At 60.6% G+C, this 19,588-nt stretch carries 17 protein-coding genes; 15 read left to right on the top strand and 2 right to left on the bottom strand.

The genetic code is table 11. The features are described from left to right. The first annotated feature begins 1 nt into the window (after position 1). The 3 genes from rsmD to AC6FTP_RS10285 all read left to right on the top strand — a co-directional run bounded on the left by rsmD (position 2) and on the right by AC6FTP_RS10285 (position 2,965). Positions 2-562: a 16S rRNA (guanine(966)-N(2))-methyltransferase RsmD gene (gene rsmD / locus AC6FTP_RS10295; RefSeq protein WP_497206828.1), complete on the top strand. Its 561-nt coding sequence runs from the start codon at positions 2-4 to the stop codon at positions 560-562. Between the two features lie 243 nt (positions 563-805). Beyond that, positions 806-1,141, top strand: a complete 336-nt coding sequence (locus tag AC6FTP_RS10290) for a CHAT domain-containing protein (RefSeq protein WP_497206827.1) — start codon at positions 806-808, stop codon at positions 1,139-1,141. Between the two features lie 159 nt (positions 1,142-1,300). Continuing rightward, a complete protein-coding gene (locus AC6FTP_RS10285) occupies positions 1,301-2,965 on the top strand; it encodes an OmpA family protein (RefSeq protein WP_497206826.1) in 1,665 nt (554 codons plus the stop codon). An 11-nt stretch (positions 2,966-2,976) separates the two neighbouring features. On the opposite strand, the gene AC6FTP_RS10280 is transcribed toward AC6FTP_RS10285, so the two are convergent. Next, positions 2,977-4,065 (bottom strand): substrate-binding domain-containing protein, encoded by a 1,089-nt coding sequence (locus tag AC6FTP_RS10280; RefSeq protein ID WP_497206825.1) that lies wholly within the window; start codon positions 4,063-4,065, stop codon positions 2,977-2,979. Between the two features lie 101 nt (positions 4,066-4,166). Between AC6FTP_RS10280 and AC6FTP_RS10275 the strand changes: the two genes are divergently transcribed. The 6 genes from AC6FTP_RS10275 to AC6FTP_RS10250 are packed head-to-tail and all read left to right on the top strand — an operon-like array spanning position 4,167 to position 9,861. Beyond that, on the top strand, positions 4,167-5,507 hold the full coding sequence (locus AC6FTP_RS10275; RefSeq protein ID WP_497206824.1) for an aspartate aminotransferase family protein: 1,341 nt from the start codon (positions 4,167-4,169) through the stop codon (positions 5,505-5,507). A gap of 6 nt (positions 5,508-5,513) precedes the next feature. After that, on the top strand, positions 5,514-6,989 hold the full coding sequence (locus AC6FTP_RS10270; protein ID WP_497206823.1) for a M81 family metallopeptidase: 1,476 nt from the start codon (positions 5,514-5,516) through the stop codon (positions 6,987-6,989). Continuing rightward, the gene (locus AC6FTP_RS10265; protein WP_497206822.1) at positions 6,986-7,375 is read left to right on the top strand and encodes a RidA family protein; all 390 of its coding nucleotides are present in this window, start codon (positions 6,986-6,988) and stop codon (positions 7,373-7,375) included. The genes AC6FTP_RS10270 and AC6FTP_RS10265 overlap by 4 nt, the downstream gene beginning before the upstream one ends. Before the next feature lie 29 nt (positions 7,376-7,404). Next, a complete protein-coding gene (locus tag AC6FTP_RS10260; protein ID WP_497206821.1) occupies positions 7,405-8,379 on the top strand; it encodes an amidohydrolase family protein in 975 nt (324 codons plus the stop codon). Beyond that, positions 8,360-9,106, top strand: a complete 747-nt coding sequence (locus tag AC6FTP_RS10255) for an SDR family NAD(P)-dependent oxidoreductase (RefSeq protein ID WP_497206820.1) — start codon at positions 8,360-8,362, stop codon at positions 9,104-9,106. The genes AC6FTP_RS10260 and AC6FTP_RS10255 overlap by 20 nt, the downstream gene beginning before the upstream one ends. After that, positions 9,103-9,861, top strand: a complete 759-nt coding sequence (locus tag AC6FTP_RS10250; protein WP_497206819.1) for an SDR family oxidoreductase — start codon at positions 9,103-9,105, stop codon at positions 9,859-9,861. Before AC6FTP_RS10255 ends, AC6FTP_RS10250 begins: the two co-directional genes overlap by 4 nt. A gap of 1 nt (position 9,862) precedes the next feature. On the opposite strand, the gene AC6FTP_RS10245 is transcribed toward AC6FTP_RS10250, so the two are convergent. Beyond that, on the bottom strand, positions 9,863-10,939 hold the full coding sequence (locus tag AC6FTP_RS10245) for a substrate-binding domain-containing protein (RefSeq protein WP_497206818.1): 1,077 nt from the start codon (positions 10,937-10,939) through the stop codon (positions 9,863-9,865). A gap of 73 nt (positions 10,940-11,012) precedes the next feature. Here AC6FTP_RS10245 and AC6FTP_RS10240 point away from each other — a divergent pair, with 73 nt between their 5' ends. From AC6FTP_RS10240 to AC6FTP_RS10215, 6 genes are all read left to right on the top strand, one after another. Beyond that, positions 11,013-12,122 carry a sialidase family protein gene (locus AC6FTP_RS10240; RefSeq protein WP_497206817.1) on the top strand — a complete coding sequence of 370 codons (1,110 nt, stop codon included), beginning with the start codon at positions 11,013-11,015 and terminating at the stop codon, positions 12,120-12,122. 31 nt (positions 12,123-12,153) lie between these two features. Continuing rightward, a complete protein-coding gene (locus AC6FTP_RS10235; RefSeq protein ID WP_497206816.1) occupies positions 12,154-14,016 on the top strand; it encodes a hypothetical protein in 1,863 nt (620 codons plus the stop codon). 112 nt (positions 14,017-14,128) lie between these two features. Next, positions 14,129-15,436, top strand: coding sequence for a glycoside hydrolase family protein (locus AC6FTP_RS10230; protein WP_497206815.1), 1,308 nt, complete (start codon positions 14,129-14,131; stop codon positions 15,434-15,436). A gap of 20 nt (positions 15,437-15,456) precedes the next feature. Next, positions 15,457-16,272, top strand: coding sequence for an HpcH/HpaI aldolase family protein (locus AC6FTP_RS10225; RefSeq protein ID WP_497206814.1), 816 nt, complete (start codon positions 15,457-15,459; stop codon positions 16,270-16,272). Positions 16,273-16,344: 72 nt separating this feature from the next. Next, complete coding sequence (locus AC6FTP_RS10220) at positions 16,345-17,895, top strand: sialate O-acetylesterase (RefSeq protein WP_497206813.1); 1,551 nt, start codon at positions 16,345-16,347, stop codon at positions 17,893-17,895. A gap of 156 nt (positions 17,896-18,051) precedes the next feature. After that, positions 18,052-19,588: SUMF1/EgtB/PvdO family nonheme iron enzyme (locus tag AC6FTP_RS10215; RefSeq protein ID WP_497206812.1), on the top strand; the 1,537-nt coding region annotated here is incomplete at its 3' end.

The following is a 19,588-nucleotide window of genomic DNA, read 5'->3' as shown; positions in this document are numbered from 1 at the left end:
CATGCGTCTCATCTCAGGCAGCGCCGGTGGCATCCCCCTGGAAGTTCCGAAGTCCGTCACCCGGCCAACCCAGGACCGCGTCCGTCAGGCCATCTTCAACATGCTCGGCGACCTCATCACTGGCGCACGCGTGCTCGACCTCTTTGCCGGTTCCGGAGCCCTCGGCTTGGAATGCCTCAGCCGAGGTGCCAACAGTGCCCTGCTCGTCGATCAGGATCGCGGAGCCAGTGAAGTGATGAAGAAAAACATCGCCAAAACACGACTCGAGGGTGCCAGCATCCGCCAGGGTGACGTCTTCAAAACCATCGCCCAACTCACCGCCGCAGGCACCCAGTTCGACCTCGTCTTCGCCGACCCACCCTACGCCCATAAGCCGGGTGAGATCGATCTCTGCACCAAGCTCGCGGCTGATGAAACCTTCCATCAGCTCATCCCCACTGGCGGCAGCGTCATTCTCGAGAGCCTCGCCACCCGCAACACCGCCACCTTCGGCCCTTCATGGGAGCTCATTCGCGAGCGTGACTACGGCTCGACTCGCATTGTCTGGCTGCGGAAAAGGTGACTTCGAGGCACTCAAAATTCAGAAGGCCTCCTCAACCTCCAGCTTTCGAGTCGTGAAAAAAGACCGCACGACCGGAAATCTGACGGTGTACTGACTTTTTGGGGGTGGGCTGTAACAACGCTGCCGTGATCCGGTAGAGCGGGATGTTGATGCCACTCATTCCACCTCCATGAACTCTGACACACCTCCTCCTCTCCCCCCCGACTCCCGGCAACCCCTACCCGCGCTGGCTGGTAAAAGCCCGTGCAGCATGGCAGCGGCACATTGCTCGTCACCGCCTCCAGTTGCTGGTCCGGCTCAGGCGGACTGAAGAGCGGTGAGGGTGTCATGGGCCTGCGCCGTGCCTTTGCCCAGGCGGGCGCGCGCCATAGCCTGCTCTCCCTCTGGCCCGTCGATGATGAAACCACGCAGCAGATGATGGGCGGCTTTTACGAACAGCTTTTCGGCGGTCAAAATCCGCCCACTGCCTGGTCGGTCACACAGGCCGATTGGTTGGCCAAGCTGGCGGAAAAAAGCGGCCCAGGCATCGCGCTCTATCTTGCCGGACCGATGGTGATGAACTCCTCCTGCCAGCCATGATGGATGATTTCATCTTGGTTTCGGAAAGTCTCATGTTCATGCTCTTTAAATCCATCTCCCGTCATGCCGATCTGTGAACTTTGCCGCTCTGATATTCCCGCCAATGTGGATCGCTGTCCCACCTGCGCGGCTCCGATTTCGTCTCAACGCTCCGCTCCCATGCCTGACGACACATCTCCCTCCAGTCCAGATTTCACCAAAGTCGGCTTCGGTGCCATGGGTAATGTGGAGGTGAAGCATGATGCCTCCCAGCACACGACGCATAGCACCACGCAACATTCGCAGGCGCATCACGAAGACAAAAGCACCAGCTACAACAACCACGTCACTCATCAAAAGACTACCCAGGTCAGCGGCATGCATCCTCTGCTGGTCCTGGCGCTCGTTGCCATCCTCATCATCGGTGGCGTGCTCATGGTCATGGCCCTGAAGCCTGCTTCACAGACACCGGCAGCCACCACTCCTCCAGCACCGAGTGTGGTGATCATGCCGCAGCCACCAGTGATCTCTGCTCTTCCCACCATCCAAAATGCCGAAGTCGGTGTCATGGTGGGAGGTCAGTTCACTCCCCGCACGTCCTTCAAAAATGGTGAACTGCTGACCCTGCGTCTCCGTGTCAGCCGCGATTGCCATGTCCGGGTTCTTTATCAGCCAGCGCAGGGAGATCCCATGCTCATCTTCCCCGAAAAGGGCGATGGCAGCAACTTTGTGCTAGCCGGTGTAGATCTCTTCATTCCTGACCCAGCCAAGCTCGCCGCTCAGTCGCCTGATGCCACGGCCTTCAAGCTCATTCACGACTTCGGCAGCGGGCCGCCAATCCAGGAGCAAGTGGTCGTTCAGATCGCCGACGAACCCTTCGCCGCAGATGGAACATCACCTGCTGTCGGCACCCCCTATCGCGCCTACCCCGGCATGACTCTCGCTGACGCCAGGACACGCGGAGTTGTCAGGCTCAAGGGGCTCGTTGCTGCCGCAGCCCAGGCAAAAATGGATCAAGCCCTGTCACAGAAAGCCCTTCCGTTCAGCATCATGCCCTGCATCAAAATCATCATGAAAGCCAGCCTCCAACTCCTCATTCCAGTCCTCTGGGTTTCCACTCTCAGCGCGCAGACACCTGCTGATGGCTCCGCCATGAAGGCCGGTGCCATTGCAGACCAATGGAAGACCTCACCAGCCACGCTAGGCATCGGGCGCACACGGGGAATTACGACTCGTAGCGCTGTGGGCGCACCACCCACGCCCACCCTACGTACCCGTGGCGCAGGCTTGAGTCAGACTGCTGTGGATGCCAATGCCGACGCTCTCGAAAACCTGCGCAGTCGCGGCATGGCCATCCTCAAAGGAGCTGAAGCCGCCGCCGCGCAGCAGGCACAGGATCAGAACATCTCCATCAACGCTGACTCGCGGCAGAAAGCTGAGTCTGCGGCCCCACCTCCGCCTGCTTTTGTCCAGGTGCCCGTCGTTGCTGAAAAGCAGATCGCCTTCCGACTGCGTTTCAAAAAAGACTCCACAGACCTGGCTGATGCTGAAACCGCCAGCCTCGTCTCCTTCATCGCCACCGCCATGAAGGATCTGCCCGATGCCATCTTCCTTTTGGAAGGCCACACCTGCGACCTCGGCGAAGACGCTCACAATCAGCGCCTCTCCGAAGCCCGAGACCTTCGCATCCGCACCCTCCTCGGCGACATGGGCATCCCTTCCAACCGCCTGCTTTCGATCGGCCAAGGAGAGCGCCACTGTGAGCTGCCAAACACTTCGGACTACAACCGCGCCCTCAACCGTCGTGTCGTCATCGGCCCCATCGAATTGCCGAAGAAGATCTGAGCCAATACGCCTCAAATCGTCTCCCCAGCCACATACACCGGCATCAAACGCACGGTCGGCGTCGAGAGCGCTCCATGATCCGCAAGCTGCCTGAGCGCGGTGATCAATCTCGCCGCGAGCTGCTTCGGCTCCGACGTATATCGTGACACACTCGGGCTCGTCGAATCGAGAATCGGATCACTGTCACGTGCCAGCACGGCGATGTCCTGCGGGATGCGTTTTCCTCGGCGCATCAGATGCATCATCACCGTGAGTACATGCGCACTGCGACCCACGATGTAGGCCGTTGGCGGGTTCGTGGACTTCAGGCTGTCATCAATCACACGGCAGAGCCCTGAGGTCGTCGCATCGTGGTGCAGCATTTTCAAAGCCGCTCCGGGCATCTGACCCAGCGCCTCGCGCAGACCAGCCTCGCTCGCGATGTCGCCGCCGAGGTGGCTGTTTGGTAGCACGAGCGCGATTCGCCGATGCCCCTTCCGCCAAAGCAGCGCACCTGCATGTCGGCACGTCGCGTGGAAGTCTGAATCCACCGAGGGTAGGCTGACACCAGGAATCGATGAGCCGAGAATCAGGCAAGGTAGGTTCTGCGATTTCAACCAACGCTGCATCGCTTCCTCAGCACTGAGCACCAGCCATGCCGAAGCCGGATGCGCTGCGATAAACTGCCGCAACCCGCGAGCGGGAGAGCTCGTGTAGCAGCCCGGCGCTGAATGGAAACGCACTTCATAACCCGCCGCAGTGAGTTTGGTCCGCAGCGTGTCCATCACGTAGGCAATGGGCGGCGGCATGGAGAGAAACGAACCCGGCGTGAGGATGCCGATCACCCGCCGTGGCGGCTCCTTATCAGCGACCGTCGTTTGATTCGTGATCCTGCGCCGCTGGCGTCCCTGCACCTCCAGCATCCCCTGACGCTGGAGTTCATCCAAAGCACCACGCAGAGTGCGGCGGCTCACTTGCAGCAGGTCACACAGCTCGCGCTCTCCCGGCAGATGCTCATGCCAGTGACCTGCTTCGATGTTTTCACGCAGACTGCGCACCGTTTCCGAGACCAACGACTGGCGTTGCGGAAGCTGAAGGGAAGGGGAGGGAGAGGATGACATACGCTTTTGGTGCCCTGCTGTGACCAAGACTTAGCACTCGTCCCGCCTAGAACGCGAGTGCGAATATCGGTGCGTTATCCGTCGTTTGTTTTCCCCCTATCATGACTGACCGCTACGCCAAATCCCGAGAGCTTTTCCATCGTGCCCAAAACAGCATCGCAGCCGGAGTAAACAGCGGCATCCGCAAGATGGAGCAGCCCGTGCCCCTCTACTTTTCTCACGGCAGCGGCTCCCGCGTCTGGGATGTCGATGGCAATGAATACATCGACTTCCAAATCGGCCAGGGCGCTCTGCTCTACGGTCATGCCCCCGCTGGCATGGCGGAGGCCATCGGCGAGCAAGCCAAGCTCGGCACCCACTGGGCCGCGCAGTGCGAGCTGGAAATCGAAGTCGCCGAGCGTCTGCAAAAACTCATGCCCGGTGCCGAACTCGTGCGCTTCAACAACAGCGCCACCGAGGTCGTCCTCTCCGCCTTCCGTCTCGCCCGCGCTCACACGGGTCGGCCTTTGATCCTCAAATTCGAAGGCGCTTACCACGGCTGGGCAGATGAAGGCCTCGTTGGCTTCTGCCCACCAGCGGATAAATGGGGCGATGACGAAGCTCCCACGCGCTTGCATCCCAGCCAGGGTGTGATCCCCGAAGTGCTCGGCACCTTCGTCGTCGCTCGCTGGAATGATCCCGCGCATCTCCGCCGCATCGTCGATGCTCATCATGGCCAGATCGCCGCCATCGTGTTCGAGCCCATCATGTGCAACACCTGCTGCATGGAGCCCACGCCCGGCCTCATCTCCACCATTCGCGAGCTCTGCGACCGCGACGGTATGCTCATGATCGCCGATGAAACCATCACTGGTTTCCGATTCGCTCCCGGCGGTGCTCAAGAGTATCTCGGCTTCACGCCCGACCTCACCATTTTAGGCAAAGCCATCGGCGGCGGCGTGCCTTTCGCGGCGCTCGTCGGCAAAAAATCCGCCATGGCAAAGATCATCGATGGCAGCGTCGTCCACGCTGGCACCCTCAATGGCAACCCACTCTGCCTAGCCGCCTCGAAGTGGTGTCTCGATCACGTCATTGGTTTGGGGGAAAGCCACCCTCAAGTCGCCAACGACCTCGGTCAGCAACTCATGACCGGCCTGCGTGCGCTCGCTGATAAACACAACATCCCGCTTCGCCCACAAGGCCCCGGCCCCGCCTTCCATGCCGTCATGCTCAAACCCGGTGCTACCGAAGGTCCGATCAACGACTACCGCGACTACGTCCGCCGCCAAGACGCCCCGCGCTGGACACACCTCCGCACCTGCCTCCTCGAACAAGGCGTCCGCGCCATCGAACGAGGCCTCTGGTTTGTGAGCCTCGCTCATCGCCAGCAGGACATCGACGAAGCGCTCGCCAAAGCCGACGCCGCCTTCGCCAAACACGCCGCCGAGTGGAAAGCCGCCTGACCAGCCATGAAGAAGCGTGTTCTCATCGCCGGTCTGTTCCACGAGACACACACGTTTCTGGATGGAACCACGAGCCTCTCTAACTTCCAGATTCTACGCGGTGAAGAGATGCTCCGCTGCGAAGGCGACAGCTCGCCGCTCGGTGGAGTCCTTGCCTGTGCTCGTGAGTTCGGCTGGGAAGTGCTGCCCACCGTCGATTATCGCGCTCAACCAAGCGCCATTGTTGAAGATGGGGTGATTGAAGCCTTCATCTCCGAATTGGTGACTCACTCCAAGCAGCATCTCGAAAGCGGCGTCGATGCCATTTACCTCGTCTTGCACGGTGCGATGACCTCGCAGTCACTTCAAGATGTGGAAGGCGAAGTCTTGCAGCAGTTGCGATCTCTGATCGGCCTCGCCGACGTGCCCCTGTTCGGCGTCTTCGACCTTCACGCCAATTTCACACCGCGCATGGCAGCACTATCGCATTGCCTTGTCAGCTATCGCAAAAACCCACACACCGATGGTCGTGAAGCCGCCTGTATCGCCGCGCAGCATCTTCAAAAGGCGCTGACCACAGGCATCTTGCCAAAGCAGCAATGCCTTGTCGCTCCGTTGATGTGGCCGCCCACTGGCACTGCCACGGCGAATGATCCCATGCTGACTCTGGAAAGCATGGCTCGCGAAATGGAAGCACGTTCGGGCATCACGTCGGTCAGTGTCGTTGCCGGATTCTCCTTTGCCGATACCGAGCACACCGGCGTCAGCTTTGTTGCCAGTGGCACCGATGATGCGGCGGTTTCAAATGGCCTCAAACAACTAGCCGACAAAGCCCAGGAGCTTCGCGAACTCGGCAACGTCACCGATCCGCCATTGGCCGAAGTGATGTCTCAGCTCGCTGCATTCAAAGAAGGCCTCACCGTCCTCGTCGAACCATCCGACAACATCGGCGGCGGTGCTCCCGGCGATGGCACAGGTCTTCTGCGTGCCTTCATCGAATACGAAGTCGCCAACAGCGCTATCTGCATCGCTGATCCCGTGGCTTCTGAAAAAGCTCGCGCGGCTGGCATAGGCTCCAAAGTCAAACTCAGCCTCGGTGGCAAAGGCAGTCGTCTCGATGCTGGCCCCGTCGATCTCGAATTCGAAGTCATCTCCCTCAGCGATGGGCGCTTCGAACTCGAAGACAAACAAAGCCACCTCGCCAGCATGTGCGGTGATCGTTTCGACATGGGGCCGAGCGCCGTTGTTCGTCACGCAGGCATCACCATCCTGCTCACCAGCATCAAGACCCCGCCCTTCGATCTCGGCCAGTGGCGCAGCCAAGGTATTGAGCCCACGAAGCTATCCGTCATCGCTGTGAAAGCCGCCGTCGCACATCGTCGCGCTTACGATTCCATCGCCGCACGCATGTTCTGGGTGGACACGCCCGGGCCGTGCAGCAGCAACCTCAAAACACTGCCTTACAAGCACATCCGCCGACCCATTTACCCGCTCGATTCATGACTCATCCGCTCGTCTCCTACCCCTGCAATCCCGACACACCGACCTCGCATCTGCCCTTCAGCCCGAGCGTCGTTGTCGGTGATCTCATCTTCGTTTCCGGCCAAGCCAGCGTCGATGACAAGGGCAACATCGTCAGCGACAGCTTCGAAGGTGAGTTCCGACGCAGCGTGGAAAACCTCCGCAAAGTCCTCGAAGCCGCCGGCAGCGATCTCGCCCATGTCGTGCAGACCCGAAACTACGTCCGCGATGCTGAAGACGTGGCGCTCTACAACCAGCTCTACCGCGAATACTTCCCCGATCCCAAGCCCGCGAGAACGACCATCACCAACTGCCTGCCACCGAGCCTCCGCTACGAGATCGAAGCCGTCGCTGTTCGGAAATCATAAGTCATCAATCGTAAATCATAAATCGTCCGATGCTCATCGACTGCCACAATCACCTCGGTGCCGACTTGCTCTTCTATCTGCACGGCGACTTCCCCTATTCCCAGCAGCTCGTGCAGATGCAGCAGGAAGGCGGCGCTCTCGGCATCACGCATTGGATCGCGTTTCCCTTCGTGAGTTATGCGGCCATGGATGTCACCCAGTTCCGCAGTGGCGGCATCGGCTTTGGCAAAGGTGGACTGGAAAGTGTGCCGTATGCCTTTGAGAACCGCCGATTGCTTGAGGAATGCCAGAAGCTCTTCCCTGAAGAAGGCAAACGCATCCTCCCCTTCGTCATGGTCGATCCCATGCGCTGTACCGACGCGCAGGCCGCCGAGCTCATCAAGCTGCGCAGCGAATACCGCTTCCACGGCATCAAAATCCAAAGCACCATCATCCAAGCCGACATCAAACGCCTCGCGCATGAAGGCAAAGTTTTCCTCGATCTCGCTCGCGAGTGGGACGTGCCTTTCATCATTCACAGCAGTGTAGCCAAAGACGATCTCTGGGCGCAGGCGCATGACATCATCGACATCGCCGAAGCCAACCCCGACATCCGTTTCTGCGCCGCGCATTCTTGCCGCTACGACAAAGAATGCCTCGACCGCATCCAAGCATTGCCGAACGCCTGGTTCGACAACTCCGCGCACTGCATCCACTGCGTCGGTGCTGTCGATGACCTCGCCTACATCGCTCCACGCGAGCGCCGTTTTGACAGCGACTACACTGATCCCGCCCGCGTCATTGCCGACCTCGCCGCTGCCTATCCGCACAAGTTCATGTGGGGCAGCGACTCGCCCTTCTACAGCTACGCCGCCGAGATCAGCGGCAAGGTGGTGAAGCTCATCAGCACCTACGAAGCCGAGATGAAAGCCCTCAAAGCCGCAGGCGAAGAAACCGTCACCCGCATCGCCTGCACGAACACGCTCAAATACCTCAAGCTTCCCGATGAAAGCATTCTCTCTTGAGGGCCACGCCGCCCTCGTCACCGGCTCATCACAGGGCATCGGAGCGGCCATCGCTCAGGGCTTGGAGGACTGCGGTGCCGCCGTCGTCAGACATGGCTTGCAGGACATGCCCGGATTGGCCGCATACGTCCCATGTGATGTATCCCCCCCCTCCGCGCCCGCACAGCTCATCGACTCCGCCTTCTCTCTCCAGCCCGCGCTCGATACCCTCATCTGCAATGCCGGCAGCTTCTTTGATACGCCCTTCCTCGAAATGACCGCCACCGAGTGGGAAAAGACCATCTCACTCAATCTCCGCGCCACCTTCTTTCTCGCACAAGCCTTTGCCAAAAAGCGCATCGCCCTTGGTGGAGGCGGCAGCATCGTCATCGTAAGCTCCACGAATGGCTTTCAAGCCGAGGCGGACAGCGTCGCTTATGACACGAGCAAAGGTGGGCTCGTCATGATGATTCGTTCGCTCGCGGTCTCACTCGCACCGCATGGCATCCGCGTGAACGGCATCGCCCCCGGCCTCATCCGCACACCGCTTACCGGCACCTGGATGGAGTCACGAGCCGATGATTTGCTGAAGCACTACGAAAAGAAAATCCTGCTCGGCAAAGTCGGTCAGCCATCCGACTGCGCCGGAGCCGTTGCCTTCCTCTGCTCGCTCGCAGCCAGCTACATCACCGGCGAAATCATCACCATCGATGGCGGCCTCACCACCACGCAGATCGGCAAACTATGAGCACTCCCTTTTCTCTCCAAAATCGCGACATCTGGGTCATCGGCGGAGCAGGCTATCTCGGCCAGGAAGTGGTCAAACTGCTCACCGAACTCGGAGCCTCAGTCTTATGTGCTGACCTCCCCGGCAAAGCCAAGGCAGCACCAGGAATCACACCCGCCGACCTCGACGCCGCCGACATCCCTGCACTGGGAAAATTCGTCTCCGATCAAATCGACGCTCGCGGCGTGCCGCATGGCCTCGTCATCATGACGTATGCCTCCACGGCCAAAAAGTTCGATGACCTCACCGCTGCTGATTTCGACCACGCGAACCACGGTAACCTCACCGCCACCTTCACGCTCGCCCGCGCCATCGGCAATGCCATGGCGGAGCGCGGCAGCGGCAGCCTCGTGCTCTTTTCCAGCATGTACGGCACTGTCTCCACCGACCCGCGCATCTACGAAGCCCCGATGAATCCGAACCCCGTCGAATACGGCGTCGGCAAGGCCGGTATCCAACAGCTCACACGCTACCTCGCCGTGCATTACGGCCCGCGCGGCGTCCGCTGCAATGCCATCAGCCCCGGCCCTTTCCCCAATCCGAACATCCAGGCCAATCAGCCCGACTTCATCAGCCGCCTCGCCCAAAAAGTGCCGCTCGGCCGCGTCGGCCAGTCGCCCGAGATCGCCGGAGCCGTCGCTTTTCTCGTCAGCGATGCTTCCACCTTCGTCACGGGCCAAAATCTAGCCGTCGATGGCGGTTGGACCGTGTGGTGATCTACACCGTCTCCCCGCGAACCAACTCCGGCATCAGCCGGATCGCCTTTGGCGGCGCTGTGCCCGTCTCGGCAAGTTGTCGCGCCGCCTTTGATACAGCATGGGCAAAGGGAGTCGGGCTCGCCGCATAGCGCGCCACCAGAGGAATCGTGTGCTCCAGGAATGTGTCATCGTCCCGCGAGATCACCGCCATGTCCTGCGGGATGCGATGTCCCCGCTGCATCAGATACATCATCACCGTCAGCACATGCGATGCACGCGCCACCAGGCAAGCCGTCGGCGGCTGGGGTGAGCGTAGCGCCTTCTCCAGCAATGCGCAGACATGTTGTGGCGTGCCATCGTGCCGTAGCACCTGCATCGCCACCTCACCTTGCAGCGCTTCGCTCAGACCCTGTTCGCTGTCCAGATCGCCGCCGTAATCGCCCGCCGAACGAATGAAAGCGATGCTGCGATGCCCACGCCGCCGAAGCAGCGTCCCCGCATGGCGGCACGTCGCACGGTAGTCCACATCCACCGATGGCAGCGCCACGCCCGCCATGCACGATCCTAGCACCAGACAAGGAAGCTGACGTTTCAGGAACCAGTTTTGCACAGGTTCCAGTGACCCAAAAAGCAGCCAGACTGAGGCAGGTGATCGTGTCGTCAGCGCCTCCAGCGCACGCGCAGGCTTCGCGGTGAAGCAGGCCTTGCTCACATGGATCTCCAGGCTGAAGCCCGCGCGCGAGAGCTGATCACGCAGCTCATCCACCATCACCACCGAGGCTGCCGACATCGCCAGCAATGGCCGTGAGGTGATGGCTGCGATCACTTTGCTCGTCGTGCCGCGCTTCTTTGACTGGCTCATCTTGATCTGCCGCCGCTGACGTCCCGTCACCTCCAGCAGTCCCTCGCGTTGCAGTTCATCCAGCGCCGCGCGCACCGTGCTGCGGCTCACTTGCAGTCGAGCGCACAGCTCGCGCTCACCCGGCAGATGCCCCTGCCAATGCCCCTCCTCCATCGACTCACGCAAGCTCTGCGCTGTCAGCTCAGCAAGTGAGAGACGCTGCGGTAATTTGGGTCCTGTCAGAGGTGAAGTCATTATCTGGTGTGGGAAACAGACCAGAAGCATACGCCCGTCCATCCTCGTTTGAAAAGCCTCTTCATCACCCACCATGAATCTCACCTCATCGCTGCTGGCTGCACTCCTCCTCAGCAGCATTCCATCACTCGCATCTGAAAGCGTCATCACGCTCAATGTCGAGCCGACCAAGGAACACCCGCGCAACTCCGAAGGCTCATTCGCCACACTCACGTCTGGGCGTGTCATCTTCATCTACTCGCAGTTCTACGGCGGCGCAGCAGATGAGAGCCCCGCACGCCTCGTGCGCATTCATTCCGATGACCAAGGCCGCACTTGGAGTGCGCCCGTGACCGTCGTGGAAAACACCGGTGGCAACAACGTGATGAGTGTCTCACTCCTGCGCCTCGCCAGCGGCAAGCTCGCGATGTTTTACTGCCTCAAAAATAGCTGGCTCGACTGTCGCCCGCACATGCGCCTCTCCACCGACGACGGCACCACTTGGAGCGATGCCAAACTTATCCAGCAAGCCCCCGGCTACTTCGTTTTAAACAACGACCGCGTCATCCAACTCACTACGGGTCGCCTCATCGTCCCGCTCGCCTTCCACCGCTCACGCGGCAGCGATCCACACTCCAGCAAGTCCTTCGATGCACGCGCCATCGCCATGTGGATCTACTCCGACGACGAAGGTACCACCTGGACCGAATCCTCAAGCTGGTGGGCCATGCCCGTGCCCAGCGGCAGCGGCTTGCAGGAACCCGGCGTCGTCGAACTCGCCGACGGCAGCATCTTCTCCTGGTGCCGCACCAGCAATGGCGGCCAATACGGCTTCCGCTCCACCGACGCGGCCAAGACCTTCTCACCACCCGAGCCCACCGAGATGAAGTCACCCAATGGCCCCGCCAGCATCAAGCTTCTTCCTGGCAGTAGCGACCTCCTCGCCATCTACAACGACCACTCCGGCATGTTCCCTTTCCCGCCGAAGAAGCGCAATCCCTTCGTCGCCGCCATCTCCGCCGACGGCGGCAAAACCTGGCCACAGCGTAAGCTCATCGAAAGCGACCCCGACGGCCTCTATCACTACACCGCCATCCATTTCATCGGCGACGCCATGCTCATCGGTTACTGCGCTGGCGATAGCAAAGTCGGAGCCTTGAATCGTCTCCGCATCCGCCGCATCACGCTCGACTGGCTGCGGTAGCCGAAATTTCGAATCAAGTCACACGCGACTCATGAAACACAGCCTCGCCATGACCGCCCTCCAAGGGAACGCCATGAAACCCACGCTCACCCTTCTCGCCACCCTGCTGCTCGCGCCACTTGTAGCTTTCGCCCAAGCCGAACCCAAAGTCGCGAAACGCGCCTCGGAGTCAGCGTCCGCCGCCGCCGCATCGACGAAGCAGCGGACAACGCCTTTCAAACTGGAAGCGCTCGTGGATTTCCCTGATGACGCGCTGCTCGCAGGCATCACGATCACACCTCAGCACGTTGATTCCATGATGCGGTGCCTGAAGGAACTGGGTGTGCAGCGCGTGAGTTGGGCTTACTACGGTGACGGGCATGGCGGGATGATCTGCCCGACCGGATTCGCCACCGACTATCAGGGCGGTTGGAAACATTACGACGCGACGCGACGCAGTTTGGCCAATCCGCTGAAGGCTGCTGTGGAAGCGGGGCATCGTCACGGCCTGGAGGTTTACGCCTACTTCAAGCCCTATGAAACGGGCGCTGGATTGCTGTTCCCTGAAGGCAGTCCGGAGGCGAAGACCATGGGCCTGCTGCCACACGTCGGCGGTCGTCTTGGCTGGCTGGATCCTTTCATCAAGAACCACCCCGAACTGCGTGTGAAGCGACGCGCCGACGACTTGCCAACCGGCATCGATCAGGCAGTCGTGTCTTCCCTCCGCCTGATCAAAAAGGACGACTCGCCCACTCGCATTACGAAAGAGCGCCTCCAACTCTGGACCAGTGATACCAACTGGCAATACCAGCAGGCGAAGCCGGATTTCACTTTCACCGACACCGTTGAAAAGGCCCCGCGCGATGTGTGTGACAATCGAGGAAACGTGCTGACCCACGCCGGTCAGTCTGTCCGGGTGCTGACTCTGTCGGGCCTGAACTTGACCAGCAAGCAGGTGCTGATCACCACTGACTTTGCCGACGACGCCCCCGATTTTGTCAATGCAGGCACTTCCATACTGGAGGTCATCGACAGCCATGGGCGTGTAATCCCGGTCGAGATTGCTTCTGGTGCGAGCGTCTGGTGCTCGTCTCTTCAAAATTTTCGGTCAGCCGGGCTGAACTTCGACTACGGCTTGGGTGCCGCATCGCTCTCCCTCGACCGACCCAACGCGAACGGCAAGCAGGGCCTCATCGCCTTCACCAAGGGCCGCAATCCATATCTCTGCGGAGCCCTTTGCGAAACCGAACCACAGGTTCAAAAGTTTTGGCTCCAGTGCCTGGATGAAATGATCGACGCTGGCGTGGATGGCGTCGATTTCCGCGAGGAAAACCACAGCATGATGACGGATCATCCCGAGGATTATGGCTTCAACAAAGTCATCCTCGATCAGTGCGGCGATCTGAAAGACGAAGCGCTGACCGGGAAGATCGCCGAGGTCCGTGGTCGTGCTTACACCGATTTTCTGCGCCAATGCAAAAGTCGGCTGACGGCCACGGGCAAGCGCATGCGCTACAACCTGCAAGCGGATTGGTTCCGATCCGGGCGGCCCGCTGAACGAGCACTGGCCTATCCGGCGAACATGACTTGGGAATGGCCCAAATGGATCGCAGAGGGGCTGATGGACGAGGCGATCCTGCGCTTTTATCACTTTCAACATGCGGCCATTCTGAACGATCCGGTGAGCCGGGACATGATCGAGCGCTGCCAGCAGCACGGCATCCCGGTAACCTTCAATCAATACATCAACCGCTCCGGCACCAAAGGCTCCGAGGTGCCTGCACAAGCGCGGCGAGTCCGTGCCGATGGTCGTTTCAATGGATTCATCCTCTACGAAACTTCGGACTTCCTGCGCTTCGACACTGAGGGAGGGTGTTCAGATACCTGGCCAGCCCTGAAAATGCTACAAAACTAGACTGCCCAATGAATCATTTTCTCCGCCGCGACTTTTGCCGGTTCCCTGGCACGCTGGCGCGGATCAACTCCCTCCACATTGATGTGGGCCTTTTGCAAAAATGACTCCTGCCATGAACCGACGAAAATTCATCACCAGCAACACAGGCACGCTCGCTGCGTCTTTGCTTTCGGCCTCAGCAGCAGACGCCAAACCGAAAACAGTCTGGGGCATCGCGGAGCTTTGGCAGTGGCTGTATGAGAAGCAGCAAACCAGCGGGCGCGACTCCGCAGACTGCCTACAAGCCCATCTCGATCACAGCATCCGTCACGTCATGTGGGCGCTCGGGCGCAGCACGCTCGACTATCAAAGCTCTCTGCCCACCTCCACGATGTATGCAGGTGATACACGGCCCGAGACGAAGGTCATCGGCGATTCGTTTCGTCACGAGTGCTCGCTGCGTGCCGCTTTGGCCTTCGCCGAGAAAAACGACATGGTCATCTATGGACGGCTCGGCATGAATCGTCACTATGGCGACTCCCTCGGCGGTGGTTTGCGCTCGAAATACATCGCCGCTCATCCCGAGTGGATGGAGCGACATCGTGGCGGTCAGGTGGACGGCACCAAGGTCAGCTTTGCCATTCCCGAGTATCGAGCCGAGCGCATCGCCGTGCTGCTGGAGGTCGCGCAAATCGGTGCGCATGGCCTTTGCCTCGACTTCTGCCGGCAGCCGCCCATCGCACGCTATCATCCGCAGATCCTCGATCCATGGCTGAAGGCAGGTCATGCCGATCCGCGGCCGATGCGCGTCGGCTCGCCCGAGTTCCTCGCGTGGGCGCAGCATCGCGCTGATTTCGTGAATCTCTTCATGCGCGATCTCCGCGCCCAGCTCCGCGATCTGGAGAAAAAAACGAAGCGTAAGGTGCCCGTGCTGGTCCGCATCCCCGAGGCCACGCTGGACCTGAACTTGATGGAAGGCCTCGATCTCCGCACCTGGCTCAAAGAAGGTTGGGTGGATGAAATCGCCCTCGATCCGCTCTGGATCTGGGACTTCGATTATCCCGACACCGCCCGGCCCTATGTCGAACTTGCCCGCGTCCATGGCGTCAAGATTCATGGCGGTGCCAACACCGTCACCGGCAAAGGCGTCACGGCGAACGCACGCGGCTTTCTCGAAAGGATCGCTCGAAACTACGACGAAGGCGTGGATGGCATCGCCCTTTTCCAGACCGACGCGGCGGTCATCGATCCTTCCCTCAAAGCCTTGCTCGGCCCTCTGTTTCCACATCTCGCCGATGCCGCCACCGTCTCCGAGAAGCTCTCCGCAGCCCGAATCAAACAGCCGCAGATGAGCGAGAGCGAGCGCCACTTCGGCCTCGACAATCACAGCCTGCTTCCCCAACTCGGCAGAGCTCCCCGCCTCAGCCTCGACACCCTTTAAATCCACCCCACACCCACTCCATGAGACGCTCCAAAGTCCTCGCCAAGCTCCGCGCTGGCAAAGTCGCCCGCATCTGCTGCACCGGCTCGCCCATCGCCTTCTTCCCCGCCGTCGCGGCGCACTATCACTACGACGGCATCTGGCTCGATGGCGAACATCGCGCCTGGGAGGCTCGTGAAATCGAAACCATGCTTGGACGTCATCACGCCGCTGACATCGACTGCATGTGGCGTCCGCCCACGAAGGAAAAAAACGGCCTCTACCGCCTGCTCGAAGATGGCGCGGCTGGTTTGATGATCCCGCACGTCGCCACTGCCGATGAAGCCCGCGCTTTGGTCCAGGCCATCAAATTTCCCCCGCTCGGTGACCGCGGCTTCTGCGGCGGCGGACGCGATGCCGATTACTGGATCGGCAAACCCGACGACTACACCGATCAAGCCAATCGCGAGACCTTCCTCACCGTCCAAATCGAAACACCCACTGCGCTCGAAAACGCCGAAGCCATCGCCGCCGTCCCCGGCGTGGACATTCTCTTCCTCGGCCCCGGCGACATGTCCCTGCGCCTCGGCTGCACACCTGCCGTCAATGATCCTGTCATGATGGACGTGCAGAGGCAAATCGCCGCCGCCTGCCAAAAGCACGGCAAAGCTTGGGGCCGCCCCGTCGGCACCGCCGCCGATGCCAAGACGCTCATCGACCTCGGTGCCCAATTCATCGTCCACGGCGCCGAATTCAGCGCCGTCTGCGCCCACTTCGCCGCCTGTTCCTCCGACTTTGATTCGATTCTCGGCGAAGTCGGAGGCACGCCTGCGATTCCTGAGGGCAAAACCTACTGAGCTGAGCGCAGGTAATGACAAGATTCGTTGAGAAGCCGTGGGAGGAGGTTTCGTTACACTTCCTGATTCTACATGAAGCACTCCTACCTCACCGCTCTCCTCGCGTTCATCACTCTCGGCTGCTCGTCACTTTCCGCCGCCGACTTCCGGCTCGCATCGGCGCTCTCGGACCATATGGTGCTTCAGCGTGAGAAACCGGTTGCCGTCTGGGGCTGGGCGGATGCGGGTGAGAGCGTGACGGTCTCCTTTGCAGGTCAGTCGAAGTTCGCTACGGCGGGCACGGATGGCAAATGGTCGTTGAAGCTCGATGCGCTCGCGGCGAGTGAAGAATCTCGCACGCTCGTCGTCACGGGGAAGGACGGCCACAAGCTCGAGGTGAAGGACGTGCTCGTTGGCGAGGTCTGGCTCGGCTCGGGGCAGTCAAACATGGCGATGACGGTCGCGGGTTGTTACCACTTCGATGAGGAAAGGGCGGCGGCGAAGTTTCCACTGATCCGTCATTATCGCGAAAGCTCCGGTCCCGCAGAGCAGCCGCAGGCCGAGGGCAAAGGTGCATGGCACACATGCGCGCCGGACACCGTCGGGGGCTTCTCTGCCGCGCTGTATTTCTTTGGACGCGAGATTCACCGTGAAGTCGGCGTGCCTGTCGGTCTCATCAATACCTCCGTCGGTGGCACGCCCATCGAATCCTGGGTCGCCGCCGAGGTGCAGTCCTCCGATCCAGAGACGAAGACGAACTACGACACGCGCCTGGAGGCCCACCGGAAGTTCGATCCCGCGCAGGCTCCCACTTTGCATCAAAAGCAGCTCGCCATCTGGAAAGCCGCGTCGGAGAAGGCCAAGGCCAACGGCACGCCCTTCGTCGTCCCCGCACCGAAGGACCCGCTCGCCATGCACAAGCTCAAAGGCGGCCCCGCGGGTCTCTTCAATGGCAAGGTCGTCAATCTCGTGCCTTACACGCTGCGCGGAATGCTTTGGTATCAAGGCGAAGGCAATGCCAACAGCAATCCGGGTCTTTACCACAAGCAGCTCACGCAGCTCGTCACCAGTTGGCGCACGCTTTGGAAAGACGAGGTGCCCTTCGCGTGGGTGCAGCTCCCCAACTTCACCTCGCCCGGCGAAGGTTGGCCGCGTGTGCGTGAATCCATGCTGAAGACGCTCGCTCTGCCGAAGACCGGCATGGCTATCACCATCGACCTCGGCGATGCAAAGGACATCCATCCGAAGAACAAGCAAGACGTCGGCAAGCGACTCTCCTTCTGGGCGCTCGGCACCGTCTATGGCAAAAACGTCCCCGCCATCAGCGGCCCGCTGGCCTCAGGCTTTACCATGAATGGCCCGGCGATCACCGTCTCCTTCAAACATGCCAACGGTGGCCTCAAATCCATCAGCGGCGGCCCGCTCACCGGCTTCCAAATCGCCGCTGCCGATCAGCAGTGGAAGCCCGCCGAAGCCAAGATCGTCGGCGAGACGGTCGTCGTCAGCAGCGCTGAGGTCGTGCAGCCCTTCGCCGTTCGCTACGCCTGGAAAGACTGGCCCGATTACAGCCTCGCCAATGGTGCTGGATTGCCCGCGTCGCCCTTCCGCACGGATGACTGGCCTGTGCCTGCTCCGAAGAAGTGATGGCCCACGGAACACACGGAATACACGGATGATGAAACCCAACGACAAAAATATGCAGACAAAAATATGCAGACTCGAACACCATTTTTCTGTCTCACATTTTTTTGTCTTATCACCTCACTGCACGCCGCCGAGCCCGTCACCAACTCCATCGGCATGAAGCTCGTGCGAATCGAGCCGGGCACGTTCACGATGGGCCAGGACGGGCCGCCGATGAAGGATTATCTGCGGCAGAAGCGGTTTGGCGAGATGCACAAGGACATCGACCGGATCGACTTCGATGAGAAGCCCGCGCATCAGGTCACAATCACGCAGCCGTTTCACATCGGCGTCACCGAGGTCACGGTGGCGCAGTTTCGACAGTTCGATCCCGAGTTCAAAAAGAAGGATCCGAAGTCGAAGCCAGCCGACGATGATGCGGCGAGCGGCGTGACTTGGGACAAAGCGGTGGCGTTTTGCGAATGGCTCACGAAGAAGGAAGGCAAGACGTATCGCCTGCCGACCGAGGCGGAGTGGGAGTATGCCTGCCGCGCTGGCACGACGACGCTTTTCCACACGGGCGACACTTTGCCAGATGCCCATCAGAAGTGGTTTGGTGAGGACAACTTCCGAGCTGTGTATTTCCCGTCCGGACCGATGCCGCGTGAGTATGACTGGCGGAATGTCGGGAAGCCCGCGGCGAGCTTGAAGCAGGGACAAATCATCGGCCTCGATCACCCGGTGGAGGAATCGAAGGCGGGTGGCACGGGTTCCTTACGCGTGGCGCAAAAGACCCCGAACGCCTGGGGCCTGCACGACATGCATGGCAACTTGGCCGAGTGGTGCAGCGACTGGTATGGGCCGTATGAAAGCGGCTCGCAGACCGATCCGCTCGGTCGCGCCGATGGCGACTGCCGCGTCTTTCGCGGTGGATTTCATTCCTCCATGATCCGCTTCCTGCGCTCGGCGAATCGCGGCTCGTGGGTGACGAACTCCGCGAGCGAACGCATTGGCTTCCGCGTCGTGCAGGGTGAGCTTCCGAAGGGAAAAACGCTCCCCGTGGCCACGCTGCCGCTGAACGCACAAAACGTGAACCAGCGTGATGCGGACACTCCTGTCCGCATCGACTCCACGGACAAGAGCGTCCGTGTCACAGCGGACGCGCCTTTCTTTGACGGCCCGAAGCCCTTCGTTCGCATCCCCGAGGGCGCAGTCGGCCCCGTGTTCATCAGCCAGAATCACAGTCCGTCCATCACCGAGTGCCCGAATGGCGATTTGCTCGCGGTTTGGTTCTCCACCCTCGGCGAGACCGATCTCACCACCGCGAACGCCGCATCGCGCCTGCGCTTCGGCGCGAAGGAATGGGAGCCTGCTTCCGCCTTTTGGGATGCGCAGGACGTGAACGATCACGCACCCAAGGTCTGGTGGGATGGCGACAAGACGATCATCCACATCGTCGAAGGCCGACAGCATGGCGACATCCTGATCCGCCGCTCCACCGACAACGGCGTTACCTGGTCGAAGGCCGAAGTGATGCGGGCACACGGGGAGTCAGCCAGCAATCCCATCCGTACGAAGGAAGGCGTCGTCGCGATCCCATTCGACTCCGCTGGCCTGTCCATCAGCCGCGACAACGGTAGGACCTGGAGCGAGACCGGGCGGCATCGGCGCGGCTCGGAAGACATTCAGCCCGGAGGCAAGGGACCTTTCATCG

It is taken from the genome of Prosthecobacter sp. (genome assembly GCF_044378005.1).
Lineage (GTDB): Bacteria > Verrucomicrobiota > Verrucomicrobiia > Verrucomicrobiales > Verrucomicrobiaceae > Prosthecobacter.
The sequence above is the reverse complement of the archived record's forward strand: the minus strand, read 5'-3'. Positions and strand labels throughout refer to the sequence as shown.